The sequence below is a fragment of the Streptomyces sp. NPDC088387 genome (assembly GCF_044753385.1).
Classification (GTDB): domain Bacteria; phylum Actinomycetota; class Actinomycetes; order Streptomycetales; family Streptomycetaceae; genus Streptomyces.
In genome coordinates this window covers 254,717-272,582 of the sequence record NZ_JBIVNC010000012.1, presented here as the reverse complement: position 1 = coordinate 272,582, position 17,866 = coordinate 254,717, and the positions used below count along the sequence as shown (strand labels likewise).

At 69.0% G+C, this 17,866-nt stretch carries 13 protein-coding genes; 5 read left to right on the top strand and 8 right to left on the bottom strand.

Translation table 11 applies throughout. The features are described 5' to 3' along the window. Positions 1–349: 349 nt before the first annotated feature. A complete protein-coding gene (gene rpsO / locus ACIQAC_RS29765; protein WP_352088471.1) occupies positions 350–637 on the bottom strand; it encodes a 30S ribosomal protein S15 in 288 nt (95 codons plus the stop codon). Positions 638–903: 266 nt separating this feature from the next. Between rpsO and ACIQAC_RS29760 the strand changes: the two genes are divergently transcribed. Beyond that, the gene (locus tag ACIQAC_RS29760) at positions 904–1,200 is read left to right on the top strand and encodes a DUF397 domain-containing protein (RefSeq protein WP_402196195.1); all 297 of its coding nucleotides are present in this window, start codon (positions 904–906) and stop codon (positions 1,198–1,200) included. Between the two features lie 136 nt (positions 1,201–1,336). On the opposite strand, the gene ACIQAC_RS29755 is transcribed toward ACIQAC_RS29760, so the two are convergent. Next, positions 1,337–2,836: a PQQ-binding-like beta-propeller repeat protein gene (locus tag ACIQAC_RS29755; RefSeq protein WP_402196192.1), complete on the bottom strand. Its 1,500-nt coding sequence runs from the start codon at positions 2,834–2,836 to the stop codon at positions 1,337–1,339. A gap of 467 nt (positions 2,837–3,303) precedes the next feature. Then, entirely contained in the window at positions 3,304–4,812 is a 1,509-nt protein-coding gene (gene eccD / locus ACIQAC_RS29750) for a type VII secretion integral membrane protein EccD (RefSeq protein WP_402196245.1), read from the bottom strand. A 355-nt stretch (positions 4,813–5,167) separates the two neighbouring features. On the opposite strand from eccD, the gene eccCa reads away from it, so the two are divergent. Continuing rightward, complete coding sequence (eccCa, locus tag ACIQAC_RS29745) at positions 5,168–9,139, top strand: type VII secretion protein EccCa (RefSeq protein ID WP_402196190.1); 3,972 nt, start codon at positions 5,168–5,170, stop codon at positions 9,137–9,139. Between the two features lie 190 nt (positions 9,140–9,329). On the opposite strand, the gene ACIQAC_RS29740 is transcribed toward eccCa, so the two are convergent. The 5 genes from ACIQAC_RS29740 to ACIQAC_RS29720 form a co-directional block, all read right to left on the bottom strand. Next, on the bottom strand, positions 9,330–9,626 hold the full coding sequence (locus ACIQAC_RS29740; protein ID WP_402196188.1) for a WXG100 family type VII secretion target: 297 nt from the start codon (positions 9,624–9,626) through the stop codon (positions 9,330–9,332). Positions 9,627–9,727: 101 nt separating this feature from the next. Then, positions 9,728–10,078: a hypothetical protein gene (locus ACIQAC_RS29735; protein WP_402196185.1), complete on the bottom strand. Its 351-nt coding sequence runs from the start codon at positions 10,076–10,078 to the stop codon at positions 9,728–9,730. Between the two features lie 137 nt (positions 10,079–10,215). Further along, the gene (locus ACIQAC_RS29730; RefSeq protein WP_402196183.1) at positions 10,216–11,379 is read right to left on the bottom strand and encodes a S8 family serine peptidase; all 1,164 of its coding nucleotides are present in this window, start codon (positions 11,377–11,379) and stop codon (positions 10,216–10,218) included. Between the two features lie 138 nt (positions 11,380–11,517). Beyond that, positions 11,518–13,356, bottom strand: coding sequence for a hypothetical protein (locus ACIQAC_RS29725; RefSeq protein ID WP_402196180.1), 1,839 nt, complete (start codon positions 13,354–13,356; stop codon positions 11,518–11,520). Between the two features lie 2 nt (positions 13,357–13,358). Further along, complete coding sequence (locus ACIQAC_RS29720; protein WP_402196178.1) at positions 13,359–13,793, bottom strand: hypothetical protein; 435 nt, start codon at positions 13,791–13,793, stop codon at positions 13,359–13,361. 453 nt (positions 13,794–14,246) lie between these two features. On the opposite strand from ACIQAC_RS29720, the gene ACIQAC_RS29715 reads away from it, so the two are divergent. The 3 genes from ACIQAC_RS29715 to ACIQAC_RS29705 are packed head-to-tail and all read left to right on the top strand — an operon-like array spanning position 14,247 to position 17,577. Next, positions 14,247–14,720 (top strand): hypothetical protein, encoded by a 474-nt coding sequence (locus tag ACIQAC_RS29715; protein ID WP_402196176.1) that lies wholly within the window; start codon positions 14,247–14,249, stop codon positions 14,718–14,720. 11 nt (positions 14,721–14,731) lie between these two features. After that, a complete protein-coding gene (locus tag ACIQAC_RS29710) occupies positions 14,732–17,038 on the top strand; it encodes a hypothetical protein (RefSeq protein WP_402196175.1) in 2,307 nt (768 codons plus the stop codon). Then, on the top strand, positions 17,035–17,577 hold the full coding sequence (locus tag ACIQAC_RS29705) for a hypothetical protein (protein WP_402196172.1): 543 nt from the start codon (positions 17,035–17,037) through the stop codon (positions 17,575–17,577). The genes ACIQAC_RS29710 and ACIQAC_RS29705 overlap by 4 nt, the downstream gene beginning before the upstream one ends. The last annotated feature ends 289 nt before the right edge of the window (positions 17,578–17,866 follow it).

Sequence of the window (17,866 nt, the reverse complement as noted above, 5' to 3'; positions counted from 1 at the left end):
CTCCTCACCCGTGTGGCAGGGGGACGGTTGCGGAGAAGCGCGCCGTCTGGTGCGGGCCGGTCTTCGATCGAAGCACCCGGGTGTCACTTTCCCCGGGGGCCACTACCGAGGACCGGCGGCGGCGAGGTGCGCTTCTCCTCGTTCGTCTTTGTGATGTCGCCATACCCGAACGGGTACGCCGTATCACGCTGTGTTCGTACGTATTGCGTTGTGCCAACACACTACAAAGCGGCACTGACACCGCGCACGTTTCCGTGCGGACGGCGACGTCCCGGTGTGTACGGCAAGCCATGTGTACGGCAAAGGGAGCGGCTCCCCTGATCGTGGGAACCGCTCCCTCCGTGGCGTCCTACTTGGCGCCCGCCGCACCGCGACGGATGCCGAGGCGGTCGACCAGCGCACGGAAGCGCTGGATGTCCTTCTTCGCCAGGTACTGCAACAGGCGGCGGCGCTGACCGACCAGGATCAGCAGGCCGCGACGCGAGTGGTGGTCGTGCTTGTGCGTCTTGAGGTGCTCGGTCAGGTCCGAGATGCGACGGGAGAGCATCGCCACCTGGACCTCGGGGGAGCCGGTGTCGCCCTCCTTGGTACCGAACTCGGTCATGATCTGCTTCTTCGTAGCGGCGTCGAGCGACACGCGTACTCCTCGTAGTCTGTGAGTGGCCACCGAGTGCCCCCGGTCTCTTTCTCGGGGGAGCTTCCGTAACTCGGAAGGCGGGGGTCCGCTGGGCGCGACTGCCGGAGGCAGTGCTCCGGGGGTGCGTACACAAACGGCCGTCACCCAGAGTACCAGCAGGCGACGACGCCCCTTACCACGGTCGGCCGAACTTCTCCGGCGGCCCCGGTGCGGCCACTAGGGTGAGCGCCGGGAACATCGGTACGTCGGGAAGGGGTCGCTTCGCCATGGCGGAGGAAGTGAACGAGGACGTCAAGGCGCGCAAGGAGCGGGAGCGCGACGAGCTGTACGCGCTCGACATCTCCGGCGTGGAGTGGCACAGCGCGCCGGGCACCGAGGAGCAGGAGGAGCGCGTCGAGATCGCGTACCTGCCCGAGGGTGCCGTGGCGATGCGGTCCTCCCTGGATCCGGACACCGTGCTGCGCTACACGGAGGCCGAGTGGCGGGCGTTTGTGCTGGGAGCCCGGGACGGGGAGTTCGACCTGGAGCCGGCGCCGCACAACGGGGGGCTTGCGCGGGAGTGAGGGGCGCTGGCCGCGCGGGGGCGTGAACGCTGCCGCGCGGGGGCTGTGGCAGGGAAAAGGGCGGCACGCGTGTGCCGCCCTCTCTTGTTGAGCGTTCGATTGCTCTTGTTGAGCGTTCGCTCGACGCCCGTGTCCCTCAGTGGCGGAGCCCGAAGCTTCCCAGTCCGACCGAGGCCAGGACCGCCGCCTTGGGATCCTCGCTGTCCGCCGAGAGCTGCCGCCTTGAGAAGAAGACCCGGCCCTTTTCGACCACGATGTCGGACCACTCCAGGTCGCCGAGCTTGCCGAGGTCGTCCTGCGGAAGGTTGAACAGCAGGTAGGGCGTCTCCTTGTCGGTGCTCGGGTTCCAGCTGACGACGGCCGCCGGTTCGTACTCGCTGAGGCTCCCCCGGAAGATGAGGAGCTCGTCGCCGTTGGTCCGGATCGGATGGACCGGCTGGTACGGGCGTCCCTCGAACTTGCCGTCCGTCCGGCCCGTGGCCGCGTCGAAGGCCACGATCCAGTTCGCCGGCTGGTCGATGTCGGACTCGTCCTTGGTGGCGACGAACAGCCGGTCCTGGCCCACGGCCATCCCGTCGCAGTACTCCACCACCCCGAAGTACGGCGAACTGAAGTACCGCTCACCGCACTTGGGGTCGTAGCTGTCCGCCATCGCGATGGTGGCCCGGTGCTTGCCGGCGGCGTCCAGGGTGATCAGGTCGGTCACCGTGAGGTCCCCCGCCGCGACGGCCAGCACGGGCGGGTCGGAGGACGGGAGGTAGACGGCCTGGATCCCCCGGGCGACCTTGTACGTCCACTCCGCCTTGCCGGTGCGTGGGTCGAGCTTCTGCACCTGGTACGTCGCGTCGGTGCCCTCACCGCAGCCGAGCAGGGCCAGCAGCGCGCGCCCCCCGGCGAAACCCTCGTCCTCGCAGCTGGAGGCGGTGTTGCCGTTCCAGAGCTGGCGGCCGTTCTTCATGTCGTACGCGATCGAGCCCTGGCCCCAGGCCACGGCGACGACACCGCTCGTGAGGGTCAGGTTGGTGTTCGTGACGAAGGCCGAACGGGCCGACGGCATGGTGGCCTGCCACAGCTTCTTGCCGGTGTCGATGTCGAAGAACACGACCTTGTCGCAGACGCCCTCGGTGACATCGCCCTCGGGCTTCTTGGGCTGCACCACGACCGCGGTACGGCCGTCGGCCGTCACGTGCTTGGTGGTGGCGCATATGTGGCCGCCCAGCTCCAGGGTCCACGCCGGATCGTCCGAGTCCGCTCCGATCTCGAAGCCCATGACCTTGTCGGCCATGCCCTTGGCGAAGACCTTGCCGGTGGCCCAGGTGCCGGGCGCGTAGCGCTGGTCGCCGTCCTTGAACTTCTCCAGGCCCGCCTCGCGCTGCATCACCATCAGCCGGCCCTCGGGAGAGGCGGGGACCTTCTCGACGGTCTCCCTGACCTCGTCCGGGCTCTGCGCGACGGGCGCCGGCTCGGCTGCGGGCGGTGGGTCGTCGTCCGCGGCGATCAGCCAGCCGCCCACGCCGCCCACCACGAGCAGTACGGCCGCCGCGGCGCCGAGCAGCCGCGTCCGGAGCCGGGTGCGTCGGCCCTCGGCCGCCCGGGTGGACTCGGTGTACAGGGAATGTGGCGGGCCGAAGCTCACGCTGGGGGCCTTTCTTCGGGGGTTGGGGGGCGGCGTTTCAGGGGGTTGGGCTGCTTCACAGGGGGCGCGCGTGCAGGTACGCGCGCGGGCGGGCGGGCGTGAGCACGCGCGTGCGGCACAAGTAGGTGCGCCAAGAGCGTGCGTTCGTACGGGCGGGCGCGCGGGAGCCGTCGTACGTCACCGTTGTGCGGTGGTCATACGTCGGTGAGGGCGCCCTGCGGATGGGCGCGGAGTAGGCCCGGCCGGGCGGCGTCGTGAAAGGCCGCCCGGCGTGCTTCGGGCCGCATCCGTCCGGAGTGGGCCGGAGTGCAACCATCCGGAGCGGGCCGCGGTGCACCGACACGCCCGGTGGCCGACGGAAACCCACCACCGCGCGGGCACGATTGCGCGACCCCGCCCCTCACCGGCTCGTCCATTGACCGGCCCGACCGGCCCGACCGGCGCCCCGGTCGGGCCGTCCGCTCGGCTCAGTTCCCTGTCATCGACCGCGCGGACGCGTAGACGTCGAACACGGCCAGGGCCAGCGGTACCAGGGTCAGCAGGACGAAGCTCTCGGCGATCTCCATGAAGCGGCCCCAGAAGGGCGTCACTCCGCGGCGCGGGGAGATCAGGCCGATCGCGGTCACGAGGGCGGTGGCCGCGCCCAGGGCGGCGGCGAGCCAGACCGAGCGGATGTCGAGGGCCGTGGTGTCGCCGGCGAAGGCGTCGCGCAGGTACTCGGCGGGCGGGTTCAGGGCGAGTCCGAGGCCGAGGAAGACCAGGGCCGCGAGACCGGCGGCGAGTGTGGCGGCCACCTGTGCGGTGTAGCGGAAGAGGTGGGCCCGCATCAGCATCGCGATACCGGTCGCCAGGGCGAGCAGTTGCGCCCACACGTTGCTGGAGAAGCTCAGCACGATCGCCGCGCCGACGGTGACGAGGGCGCAGCCCCCGACGAGGCCGACGAGGAGTTCGTGGCCGCGGCGGGCCTGGGCGACGATGCGCTCGGCGTCGACGGGCTCCTGGTCGGCGGCCTCGTCGGTGCCGTAGCCGCGGGCGGGGTTGGGCGGCTCGAAGCCGATGGGCAGCCGCGCGAAGCGCATCGAGAGGCCGGGCAGGAAGGCCAGCGCGCAGACCGCGAGCGGGGCGCACACGGCGGCCGTCTCGATGGGCTTGAGGTGCGTCAGCATCGCGATGAACGTGGTGATCAGGCCGATCGTGGACGCGAAGACGAACGCCACGAACGGGCTGTCGCCGCCCGGCGACAGCAGTGTGAGCAGCACGGAGGCGACCAGGACGGCCGCGCAGGCGAGCAGGAACTGTAGCTGTCCGATGCCCTCTCCGTCGGACAGCGGCAGGAGTCCGGAGCCCGCCACGGCCATGTTGGGCAGCGCGCCGAGTCCCAGCGCGACGGCCGAGCCGCGGTCGTCGTACACCCGCGCGCGTACCGAGGCGATGGTGACCAGGAGCAGGCCGGTGACGGCGGCCAGGATGCCCTGGAGGGTGTGCATGTCGTGGCGGATCTGGGAGCTCCAGGCCACGAAGGCGAGCAGGGCGGGCAGGACGCCGCCGGCGACGAGGCCGGCCGCGCGGGTCAGCGTGCCGTTCCACAGCGTGGTGTCCTGGGTGACCGCGCGGGCGACGGCCTCGGACACGTCGTCGAAGACGGCCGGGGGCAGCGACTCGGCGAACGGGCGCAGGGTCAGCAGCTCTCCGTCGAGGATGCGCTGGGCGGCGAAGGACCGGGAGCCGTCGAGGACGGTGCCGTCGCGGCGGACGAGGTGGTAGCCGACCGGGGCGCCCTCAGTGGGGCTCTGCTGGGAGAGCCGCAGGATCTCGGGGTAGAGGTCGGCGACCGGTACGTCGTCGGGCAGTGCCACGTCGATACGGCTGTCGGGGGCCACGATGGTGACCCGGCAGAACCCGAATCCGGTACCCGCCCCCGAAGGGGCTCCGGTGCCCGTTCCGCCGGTCGCGCCGGCCGGCGCGGAGGCCGTCATGCTCACCTGCTGTTCCCCCTCGTCGATGGAGACGACGATCACGGCGCCGAGTTCGGCATCGGTGCGCGCGACCGCCTGTAACGATCCTGTGTACGTTGCTGTACGCGGCGCCCTGCCGTCCGCCGTGCCGGTCAAATACGCCACGGTGCCCGGGAGCGGGCGGGGAGCGCCCGTATCGAACGTTGCGGATTGCCCGTTTTTTCCGGCCCGATTCGCAACTGCTCACACGTCTCACGGGCACCCTACCGCCCGCCATTGTCAGTGGGTGTCAGTAGGATCGCGCTGCGCGATCGACGTTCGCCGGACACGGGGCGGTGGACGGAACGGATCGGTTCGGCAAGGGAATTGGTGCGAAGTGAGCCACATCGTCGTCAAGCGCCCACCTCGGGCGCTGCCGAAGGAAGTGCCCACGAGCGAGGTCGTGCTCCAGCCGCCGCCGGAGCTGCCGCGCGGGCAGCAGGAAGGCGCCATGATGCAGCTGCTGCCCATGCTCGGCATGGGCGGCTCGGTGGTGTTCTTCTTCAATCCGCAGGCCCAGCCCTTTATGAAGATCATGGGCATGGTGATGATCGCGTCGACGATCGCCATGGGCATCGCGATGCTGATCCGCTACCGCCGGGGCAACCAGGGTCAGATGGCCGACATGCGCCGCGACTACCTCCGCTATCTCTCGCAGACCCGCCACGACGCGCAGGAGACCGCGAAGGCCCAGCGCGACGCGCAGTACTACCTCCACCCTTCGCCCGAGCAACTGTGGGCGCTGGTCGCCGAGGGCAGCCGCGTCTGGGAGCGTCGCACCGGCGACGACGACTTCGGCCAGGTGCGGGTCGGACTCGGCCCGCAGTCCCTTGCCACCCCCCTGATCCCGCCGCAGAGCGCGCCGGTGGACCAGCTGGAACCGCTCACCACGGGCGCGATGCAGCGCTTCCTGGCGACACACGCCACGATCGAGGACCTGCCGATGGCGGTCTCGCTGCGCGCCTTCTACCACGTGACGATCAGCGGGGAGCCCGTCACCGTGCGCGGTGCCGCCCGCGCGGTCATCGCCTCCCTCGCCTCGTTGCAGTCCCCCGAGGACCTCGTCATCGCGGTGGCGACCGGGCGCGAGTCGACCCGTGAGTGGGAGTGGGCGAAGTGGCTGCCCCACGTGCAGGCGAGCACGGCGGCGGACGGCGCGGGCAGCCTGCGCCTGATCACCACCAACCCGCTCGAACTGGAGGAGCTGCTGGGCGCCCGCCTCCAGGGCCGCCCGCGCTTCCACCCCGACGGCGCGCCGGTCCCCGAGCAGCCGCAGGTCGTGGTCGTCCTCGACGGTGTCTCGCTGCCGCCGACCTCGCTCCTGGCCAGCCCCGAGGGCCTCCAGGGCGTCACCGTCCTCGAAGTCGTCCCCGGCGAGCTCACCGCCGGGCGCGGCGACCTCTCCGTCGTGGTGCACCCGCGCGAGCTGCGCCTGGAGTCGGCGCACGGCATGGTCTACGAGGGCACGCCGGACGTGTTGTCGTACGAGGGCGCCGAGGCGCTGGCCCGGCAGCTGGCGCCCCTGCGGGTGGCGTCCGGCGGTGACGACGACGAGCCGCTGCTCGCCAACCTGGAGTTCACCGATCTGCTGAACCTGGGCGACGCGGCCTCCGTGGAGACACGCCGCACCTGGCGGCCGCGTTCGCAGTCCGAGCGGCTGCGCGTGCCGATCGGTGTCGGCGAGGACGGCCGGCCCGTGATGCTCGACCTGAAGGAGGCGGCACAGGAGGGCATGGGCCCGCACGGCCTGTGTGTCGGCGCCACCGGTTCCGGCAAGTCGGAGCTGCTGCGCACGCTGGTCCTCGGTCTCGCCGTGACGCACTCCTCGGAGACGCTGAACTTCGTCCTCGCGGACTTCAAGGGCGGTGCGACCTTCGCGGGCATGGCCCAGATGCCGCACGTCGCGGCCGTGATCACCAACCTCGCGGACGACCTGACTCTCGTCGACCGGATGGGCGACTCCATCCGCGGTGAGCTCAACCGCCGCCAGGAGATGCTCCGCGACGCGGGCAACTACGCCAACATGCACGACTACGAGAAGGCCCGCGCGGCCGGCGCCCCGCTCCAGCCGCTGCCGTCCCTCGTCCTCGTCATCGACGAGTTCAGCGAACTCCTCACCGCCAAGCCGGACTTCATCGACATGTTCGTCCAGATCGGCCGCATCGGCCGCTCCCTGGGCGTGCACCTCCTGCTGGCCTCGCAGCGCCTGGAGGAGGGCCGGCTGCGCGGCCTGGAGACCTACCTCTCGTACCGGATCGGTCTGCGTACGTTCTCGGCGGCCGAGTCCCGCGCGGCGATCGGCGTCCCGGACGCCTACGAGCTGCCGAACGTCCCGGGTTCCGGCTTCCTGAAGTACGGCACGGACGAGATGCTCCGCTTCAAGGCGGCGTACGTCTCCGGCGTGTACCGCACCAGCGCCCAGCAGGCCGCGTCGTACGGCGGTGCGCTGCCGGTGGACCGCCGGCCGGTCCTGTTCACGGCGTCGCAGGTGCCCGTGCAGTACGCGCCGGTGCCGCAGCAGCGGCAGGAGGAGGAGCCCGAGCGGCGGGACGACGCCCTCGCGGACACCGTGCTCGACGTCATCGTGCGGCGGCTTGAGGCGCAGGGTCCGGCGGCCCACCAGGTGTGGCTGCCGCCGCTGGACAGCCCGCCGTCGCTCGACTCGCTGCTGCCCGGCCTGGCCGCGGTCCAGGGCCGCGGACTCACCCAGCCCGGCTACGAGGGCGCGGGCCGGCTGGTCATCCCGGTCGGCCTTGTCGACAAGCCGTACGAGCAGCGCCGCGACCCGCTCTGGACGGACTTCGGCGGCGCGGCCGGCCATATGCAGATCCTGGGCGGCCCGCAGTCCGGCAAGTCGACGCTCGCCCGTTCGATCATCGCCTCCTTCGCGCTCACCCACACCCCGCACGAAGTGCAGTTCTACGCACTGGACTTCGGCGGTGGCGGCCTCGCGTCCGTCGCGGGCCTGCCGCACGTGGGCGGCGTGGCCTCGCGCCTCGACCCGGAGAAGGTCCGCCGTACGGCCGCGGAGGTGTACGGCATCCTGACCCGCCGCGAGGAGTACTTCCGTACGGCGGGCATCTCGTCCATCGCGGAGTTCCGCACCCGCCGCGCGCGGGGCGACATCTCGGTGACGGACCAGCCGTGGGGCGATGTCTTCCTGGTCATCGACGGCTGGGGCAACTTCCGCTCGGACTACGAGGCGTTGGAGCCGTTTGTGCTCGACATCGCCGCGCGGGGCCTCGGTTACGGCATCCACGTCATCCTGACCGCGTCCCGGTCCATGGAGGTCCGCTCGAACCTCAAGGACCACCTGATGAACCGGCTCGAACTGCGCCTCGGTGACCCGATGGACTCGGAGTTCGACCGCAAGGTCGCGGCGAACGTCCCCACGGGTGTGCCGGGCCGCGGCCAGACCCCGCAGAAGCAGCACTTCATGGCGGCGGTGCCGCGTATCGACGGTCTGTCCTCCGACACCGACCTGGCCGAGGCGGCCCAGGCGCTGGCGGCCGAGGTCACCCGGCACTGGACCCTGCCCGGCGCGCCCGAAGTACGGCTGCTGCCGCGCGAGTTCCCGGCGACACAGCTGCCGCCGGGCGACCGTTTCCCGAACCGCGGCGTCGCGTTCGCCCTCGACGAGGAGAACCTGGAGCCGGTCTTCGTCGACTTCGACCAGGACCCGTTCTTCCTGGTCTACGGCGAGAGCGAGTCCGGCAAGTCCAACATGGTCAAGCTGCTGATCCAGCGTCTCACCGAGCGCTACGACGGCAACGACTGCAAGCTTTTCGTCGTCGACAACCGGCGCTCGCTGCTCGGCATGACGCCGACCTCGCACCTGGCCGAGTACATCCCGATGTCGAACCAGATGCAGCACCACATGGACGCCCTGGTCGACCTGATGCAGCGCCGCACCCCGACGGCGGACGTCACGCCGGAGCAGCTGCGCGACCGCAGTTGGTGGCAGGGTCCGACGGTGTACGTGGTCATCGACGACTACGACCTGGTCTCGACGTCCCAGGGCAACCCCCTGGCCGGCCTCACGGAACTCCTGCCCTTCGCCCGCGATGTCGGCGTCCGCTTCATCATCGCCCGCTCCACGGCAGGCGCCGGCCGCGCCGGCTACGAGCCGTTCATGCAGCGGATGAAGGAACTCGGCGCGCAGGGCGTGGTCCTCGCCGGCGACCCCAACGAGGGCGAACTCATCGGCAGCGTACGGCCCCGGCCGATGCCGCCGGGGCGGGGGATCTTCGTATCGCGCAAGCGGGGGAAGCCGTTGGTTCAGGTGGGGTTGGTGCCGGAGGGGCGGTGAGCGGGCCGACGTACACGGCACAGCTCACGAGCGCACCTGGAGTCCCCCGGCGGACGGGTGCGCTGCGGCCACCCTGGGTCTGTACAGCGATTCCGAGGCGCGCGGTCGATCACCTGTCCGCGGACACAAAAGCAGGGTGGGCGCCTCCCGCGCGCGCCCACCCTGGAGTTGCTTCTGAGAACCGCGGTGCTTACAGGAAGTAGCTGGCGGCCTTCTTGTCGCCTTCCATGTACGTACCACCCGACTGGCCCACGACGTGGCCGATGCCGGTCAGCGCCGTGTGGATGTCGTTGGCTTCCTTGTCCCAGCGGCGCAGCTTCTCGCCGAACTGGTCCTGAGCCGAACCGGCCCAGTACTCACGGCTCCGCTCGACCAGCGCGCGGAGTTCCTGCAAGTCCTGCTCAAGCTGCTTGGCCTCGTTACCGATCTTCGTGGCCGCGAAGTCGAGCCCGTCATAAGTGACGGAAAGCCCCTCGCCGTTGCGCATTGTCTACCTCGTCTCGCTCGTGTGTGCCGGGCTGTGGAACAGACCGGATGCTGTGCGGCAACCGCCGCTGTGCTGAACCGAAGTCGTCAGCTCGGGTCGTCTCACATGGAGTTGAAGGCGGACGGCTGAACCGTCGGGGCACCGTCGGTGAGGCTGATGCGGTTGACGGACGCGCGCACCTCGTCTTCCTTGGTGTCCTTGATGTTGCGCGCGGTGGTCATGGCTTCCATGACCTCACCGAGGATGGTGCCGATGCCCTTGAGGGACTCGTTGATCTCGTACTGCTTCTTGTCGAACTCGGCGCGGCCGATACCCTGCCACTGGCCTTCGAGTCCGTCGATGACGCCCTGAAGACTGTGCACCCGCTTGCGGATGCCCTCGTACTTCTCGAACATCTGCTTCTGGAGTTGGACGACTGCGGCATCTTCGAGCTTCTGGCTCGGAGTACCCATGGTGACCTGCCCTTCCTCTGTCTTTTTTCTTCTCTTGTCCCGCACGCCCGCCTAAGCGAAGCGAGCGCGCTCTTGAGCCCTTGCCTGACCGGCACATGGCTACGTGGACGGCTCGGGCAGCTGGTCGGCGACGTACGTCACCTCGCGCGTCGTGCCCGCGTCACGGCGACGCCGGCCCCACCGATCACGACGACCGCGGCGGCGGCGCCCAGGGCGATCCAGAGGGTGTTGCTGTCACTGGACGCCTCCGCGGTTGATCCTGCCGCCGAAGTGCCGCCGGTTGAACCCTTTTCAGGGGCCTGTGACGGGGCTGATGCAGAAGCGGCGGGGGATGAGGGTGCCGCGTTCTTCTCCCCCGACTTGGCCAGGAGATCGCCCCTGTTGTCCTTCGCGAGCGGATCGACGTTGGGCGCCCCCGCGTCGTAGTTGGGGTCTTCCAGCACCACGCGCGGGCGAATGAAGCCATACCCGGCGAACTTGCTGGGCTCATCCTTGGGCCAGCCGCGGCTCGCTGTGTCGATGAGGGCACGGGTGACCTGGTTGACCGTCCAGTCGGGGTGCGCGGACCAGACCAGGGCTGCGGCGCCCGAGGCGATCGCGGTTGACCCACTGGTGCCGTCGTGCTTGCAGTACGACTTGAATGTCTCGTCGCACCAGGCAGGGATGGACTCACCAGGCGCCATGAGATCTGCGTAGCCGCCCGGCGAGAACTTCGAAACCTCGAACGACTGGTCTACAGAACCGATTCCGAGGACATAGGGATAGGCGGCCGGAAGGGACGTGTAGGACTCGTTGCCGACGGCCGCAATCACGAGCTTGCCCTTGGAGGCCGCGTACCTGACGGCCTCCTTGTCCTCCTCGTCGGCCATTCCACCGAAGGAGATGTTGATGATCTTCGCGTCGGTGTCAGCGGCCGCCCGGAGCGCCTCGTGCGGATCCGGCGTCTGCGCGTACTCCGGGTCCTTCTCCGACAGACCTTCCAGCGACACCCGGTACGGGACGATCTTGGCGCCGGGTGCAAGTCCTCGCACGCCGCCTCCCGCGCCCGTACCGGCGATCAGCTCCGCCATGCCCGTACCGTGGCCGGAGAAATCCTTCGTGGCGTGGTAGGCAACCGACTCCGGAACCTCGTCAGCCAGGACCTGTCCCTTCAGGGAAGACGTGTTCGCGTTCACCCCGCTGTCGATGACCGCGACTTTGACCCCCTCCCCCGTGCTGACCTTCCACATCTTCTCGGCCTGCATCTCGGCCAAGTACCACTGATCCGCCTGGGCGTCGGCGGCGGCGCTGGGCAGATTCACGGCACTGACGGTGACCAGGGCGCCGACGAACGCACCCGCTGCACGTACGCGCCTGCCCCACGGCGACCGAAGGAGCACTGACTGCTCGGTCCGTCGGCTGGTCCCTGACGTCATGGCTTGGTTAGTCCTCGCTAGTGCTCAGTTGACGGCCGGGGGCACGTCGCGCCGCGGCCCGTTGGGGAGTTGCGTCTCATCGCAGTCCGACGACGCATCCGGGCGACGCGTCTCCTCGCCGTTCCTGTCGTCGTCGCGGTCGCGGTCGTCGTCACGCCGGTTGCGGCCCGGGCCGCGTACGAGACCGGCGCCTCCGCGGGTCATGCCGTTCCGCTCGGCTCCGGTGGGCGAGTTGCGACCCGTCGGGTTGCCGGTCACCGTCTGGTTGGGGCGACCACCCGGGCGACCGGTCCCGGTACGAGGCCTGCTGCCGGGCTGGGAAGCGCCGAAGACTCCGCGCTGACTCGTCTGTCCGGTCGGAGGACGAGACCCCGGAGGTGTGCTCGCGCCGATCACCGTGCCGCGGGGAGGCTTTGCCCCACCGCTCCGCTGCGGCGTGGCGCCCTGGGTTGCCGGACGGCCCCCCACAACACCGTTGGCTCGGCCCGCGCCGGTGGCAGGGGTGCCCGAGTTCCGTGGTCCCTGGGTGCCGCCGGCACGCGGCGTACCGCCCGTGACGCCTTGGCCGCCCATGGGGTACGGCCTGCCGCCCGGCCCGGTCCCGGTGGGCCGACCCGACGCCGAACCGGAAGCGGTCGGGTTGGAGCGGCCCATGGGGTTGGTGGCGCCGGTCGCGGACGGCCTGCCTGCCTGGTTCGTGGCGCCGGGACCGTTCGTCCGTCCCGTCACCGGGTCGACCATGCCGGACCGCGCACGCCCCTGTGCGGAGATGGGGGTGCGCTGACCGTTCGCTCCCCCGGTGTTCTTGTTGAAGCCGTTCGGCAGCGGCGCAACGGGGGTCGGGAACGGACCGCCCGTCTGGCCGGTGATCGGCGGGTTCCCGGTCACCGGCGACGTCGGACCGGTGGTGGGCATGGTCGTGTTCGGCGGCAGCGTCCCGACGGTGTTGAGGTCCGTGTTGACGTCCGGGACTGCTGGGTCCCTCCGGATGGGGTCGCCGGGGCGGGTGACCGCACCGTCGATATCGGTCTGCCGTGGCGGAGTCGGGTCCGTCGTGCCGGTCTGCTCCCTGCCCTGCTGCGGCGGCTGGTACTGCTCCGTCCGAACGGTGGGGTCCGATTCCTCGGAAACGGTGCTCCATTTCTTGGGCTCCGGTACCCCGACATTGGGCACGTTCGGGAACGTCGGCGGCTTGGCCTGAAGCACTTCGAGCTGCTGGCTGGACACGGCGTAGTAAGAGGCCAGGCGGTTCATCTGGTTGATCGCCTCCTGGCGATCCTTCTCCACCTTCAGCGCGGCCGTGTACTCCTTGTCGTCCGCCGTCTTCTCGACCGCAGTGAAGCTCTCGGGACGCTTCCTGTTCTGGGGGTCGCGAGGAGGCATGCTGCTCCGCACGGACGCCAGGCCCATGGCAGCCGCCGTGATCTGGTCACCGGCGCTCCCCGCGAAGTCACTCAGCTCGCGGGTACTGGTGACGAGCTGGGCGCCGTACGTACGGAAGTCGTTCCCGGCCGTGCCCTTCCACGAGAGCTTGGTGATACGACCGTCGAGTTCCTCCGCCGCCGCCTTGATGGCGTCACGCGCGTCCCACAGGGCCTTGCCAGACGACTCCAGGTCCTCAGGATTCGTCTGCTCGACCAGGTCCACCATCTGGTTCAGATCGAGGTTCTTCGCGTCGAAGTCCGTGCTTCCGAATACGGCCTTCCCCTGGCCGGTGGCTCCGACCACCGCACGCAGTGGATCAGTCACGAGGCGGGTGAACAGCCCACCGCCTCCGGTGTTCTCCACGACACGGGCCACGTCCGCGAAGGAGTTCTGGTTGGAGGCGCGCTCCAGATCCGCCTTGTGCTCGTCGCCGGACATCCTCAGCCCCCCATTCCGGAAGTCTCTTCGGACTTGTGAACCGTCTTCACCGAGCCCTGGGTCTCGTCGATCTGCACCCGGATCTGCCAGTACCTGCGCCGCTCGGACTCTTCGAGTGCGTCGAACCCGTCCTTCGCACCCTTGACAGCGATCGCTATGGCCTCAATCTGCAAATGCAGCGTCTTGGACAGCGACGTGAGCTGTTCGTGCACGATGTTGTACTGGGTGTACAGATTGGTGGCCTCGACGAAGCCACCGGCTCCCCCACTGCTCAGAGACGTCTGCTTGATCGTCTGCGCCCCCACGTTGGTGGGGTTACCAGCCGACCCCTCAAGATCGCGGAGCACCGCGTCGACCCTCGACACAAAATCACTGAGCAACTCACCGCTGACCTGAAGGTCCGCGGCCCCGCCTCCACCCATGTCCGCCGGAAGCACGACGCTCCTCCCCGTTTCCCCGTTACGCGTTGCATCCACCCGTCGCGGCCCACCGTGGCTGGATCATCCGCCAGCCACACGATCGCAAACCGAGCCGCACCTAACAACGTCTTTACCACTCTAGACAACGTGCTCAACGACTCCAACCGGGGCGTGCGCCAATTCAGTTACAACCCTGCACCAGAGACCACAAAATGCCCGGTTCGCCGGTTTGCGTCCGGCGCGCTCGGGGCCACGCGGTCACCACCAGCGTGCCCATGGGACTCGCGGCCCGGCGGTGCCGTCAGAGAGAATCCGTGATCTTCACCGGACTTCCACGCACGAGCGCACATCGACTGCTCGATGACACATGTCAACTACACACAAGGTTGCTAGCGTGCTTGCGCTCGCCCCTGCTGCTCAGGGGGCGGTAAGACACCAGAGGGCAGACGGACACGGGGGAAGGTCCTGCGCATGGCATGGGACGAGTGGGAGCACCTCAAATCCGAGGCCGCTGAGCGGCGTACTACGCAAATGCGCCTCAATCAGCTGCCCGCGGAGGGTGGTGGGGGCGGCGGCGGGGATCTCGTGGTGCGCCAGGACGACCTGGGTGCCGTAGGGCATGACGCCTATCTGCTCTACGACGAGCTCCGCAAGGGGGCCGACATCGCGGGGGCGGGTGCCAACAAGGACGGGGCCGGCACCACGATGCAGGCCGCGGCCACGCTGAAGTCCCACGGCTTCCAGACGGGCGCCGCGCTGGAGACGACCGTCAACGTCTGGACGTCACAGGTCAAGTCCGTGCTCCAGGCCTGCGCGCACATCTCGAACCACCTGGACTACAGCCAGAAGCGCCACTCGGAGGACGACGCGCAGATCGGCGCGGTCGTTCGCGGGCGCGACGGCTCCGCCATACCCGTGTCCCAGCTCAACGAGTACTTCAAGTAGGCGATTCTCCGGTGGCTCTCACATTGACCGACCTCGTCGAGGTCGACCTGGGCAAGCTCGGCACGTCGGTGGCGGACTGGAAGAAGACCGTAGAAGGTCTCAAGACGTCGGCGGAGAACGCCCGCAAGGGCATGAAGGCCAAGTCCGACACAGCCCAGTGGGGCGGTGTCAACGCCACGGTGACCCGTGACTTCATCACGAAGACGACCAAGGAGATATCGGATCTCCACACCGAGGCGAACAGCATCTACCAGGTGCTGGAGGACGGGCACACGGAGCTCGTCGCCCTCCAGAAGCAGCTCAAGCAGGCCGTCGACGTGGACGCGGCCACGATGGGCGTCCGCGTCGAGGACCTCGGCGACGGCACGATCCGTTGCTACTTCCCGCACGTCCGGGGCGACACGGACGAGCGCACTCAGGCGCAGCTCGACGCCAAGCGGGAGCTGGAGGACCGGATCAGGCGGATCCTGTCCCACGCCGCCGAGATCGACTCCACGGTCGCGCGGGCCCTCGGCAAGAGCCACGGCAACGACGCGCACAACGCCGGTCACAGCTCCTACGAGTCGCTGAACGACGCCGAGGTCGAGCGTGCCGTGGAAATCGCCCGCAAGGGTGATCAGATGTCCGACGCCGAACTCCAGGAACTCAACCGGCTGCTGCGGTTCAACTCCTCCGAGAAGGACGGGGAGTTCGCGACCGAGTTCTACCAGGGGCTCGGCGGCCCGGAGAAGACGCTTCAGTTCTACGCCGAGATGTCGATCGACGGTACCGACTCCGAGGCGACGAAGACACGGCTCAACGCCGTTCAGGATCTACAGAAGGTCATGGGCTACACACTGGCGAACGCCACGGACCCGGACCACAAGCACCACCTGCCGGCGAGCTGGGGCTCGGACTTCCGCCGCCTCGGCACGCAGTCGATCGGCTGGCAGCCGGGACAGATGAACAAGCCGTACGGCTATCAGGTCCTCGGTGGCCTGCTCCGCTACGGCAACTACGATGCCCGGTTCCTGACGCCCATCGCGGAGCACGTCACCCAGCTGCACAAGGACGACGCCTTCCGCTTCCTGTCGAACAAGCCCGCGGGCAACCCGGACACCTACGGGTTCAATCCCTCCGGGCAGCTCGGCACTGGCAATGACCCGTTGAACAGCGTGTTGGAGGCTCTGGGGCACAGCCCGGAGGCGTCGGAGAAGTTCTTCACCCAGCCGCCGACCGCGTACAACGAGGACGGCACGGTCAAGAAGGACGGGAACACCGGCTTCAGCTCCTACCTCGATGTCTTCACCGACAAGGACTTCGAGTGGACCATCGACACGAACGACACGAACATCCTGGCCGACGAGGACAAGAGCAAGCGGGCCCTGGCCTACGGTCCCGAGGCGCTCGGCCACGCTCTGGAGGCGGCGACGACGGGGCGGCCGTACGACAGTGACGACACCGGTGACGCCGTCCGGCACACCGAGGCACGTGCCGGCCTCGTGCGGGACATCGTCGAGAAGTTCGGCGCCCACCCGGAACTCATCCGGCACAACGAGAACGGTGACGTCGACGGTTCCAGCGGACCCCTCTACGGCATGCGCGGCAGCCTCGGTGACATCACGGCCGAGTACATGGGCGACTTCCAGCGGGCCATGTACGAGGAGGGGTCGTCCAGCGACATGTTCCCCACGTTCGGGTCGAGCGCGAATCTGAATCCCGGGAACGTGCAGCAGTTCCTGGGCGAGGTGGGTCAGGACCCCGACGCCTATGCGGCCATCACGACCGCGCAGCAGGCGTACACGGCGGATGTCGTGGATCGCGTCATCAACGCGGAGGGCGTCTCGGGCGCGTCGCTGGACGGACGCGTACGTGACGCGATCGCGCCCGGCGCGGCCATGGCGGGCATCATGAGCGACTCCCGCGCGGACGCGATTTACAAGTACCACACCGCCGCGGATACCGAGTTCAACGAGTCCGCGGCGGACAAGCAGAAGTGGGTGGACCGGATTCTCGGCATGGGCGTCGACGCCGTCGGGCAGCGGGTGCCGGTTGCCGGAACCCTGCTCGGCTGGGCGTCCGAGGACATCCAGGACTCCATCATGAAGAGCATCCAGCAGGACACGACTACCGAGGCGGAGGCCAAGGCCGGGAACGAGTACTCCGGTGGGCGTTCGCAGGCCATTCGGTCGGCGGAGGACGCCGTGTTCCGCGCGCTCGTCAATAATCACGACATCGACTGGCAGACGGGTGAGGACCTCAAGCGTGCCGCCCGTACGGCGGCCGGGATCAGCCACTCGGACGGCGCGCAGTGGAATTCGGAGAGTGACGGAAATTGAGAAGCAAGAGGTTCGCGCTGGGTGGCGCCTCCCTGTGTGCCGTCGCGCTGGTGGCGACAGCTTGCTCGTCGGACGAGCCGAAGCAGGAGTTCAGCGTGCCGAAGGCGCTCTGCGGGGTCGCCGTACCGGCTGACGCCCTGTCCCAGCTCCTCCCCTCTTCCGGCAAGGACCTCTCCGTGGACGACGAGGGGAACCAGGCGGACGGGTCGGTGCTCTGCAAGGTCGCCGTGGACGATCACGAGATGGTCCTTACGCTCACCGGCGAGCGCATCGAGACGGGTGGTTCGGCGCGGGACATCCTGCGGTCCCGGGCGTCCGTGGCCGATCCGAAGACGGCGGACGACGGCACGATCGCGTATTCCGCGGCGGCTGCCGTCTCCGTGGTGAAGTGCGGCGGCGCCGGAGTGGTGGCGGAGGACATCAGCACTCTGGTCAAGGTCCTGGAACCCGGACGACAGGACGAGGCAGCGATGAGGGACCTGATCTCGGGGTACACGGCGGCGTTGGAGAAGTCGGAGCCGTGCACGAGGGAGTCCTAGGGGCCCGGCGGAAGCGCACAAGGGGCCCCGCTCCGTTTAGTGCGCCGGCTCGAAGCACGGGAAAGAAGCAACCCTCGGCGAGTCGGCCGCAAACAGCCGCGATCCGGCCAGATTGATGCCGCAGCAGTCCCGCTTATCACCCTAATCCTCCGAATCTTCACACTGGACAAACGCGGCAAACCCACTCTGACCTGGGAGTCCTCTCAGGGCGGCTTGCTACGTTGGCTGCATCCACAGCACGGAAAGGCACACCGCGCTCGCGCGGAGTCACACGTGTGCGCGGTCACGC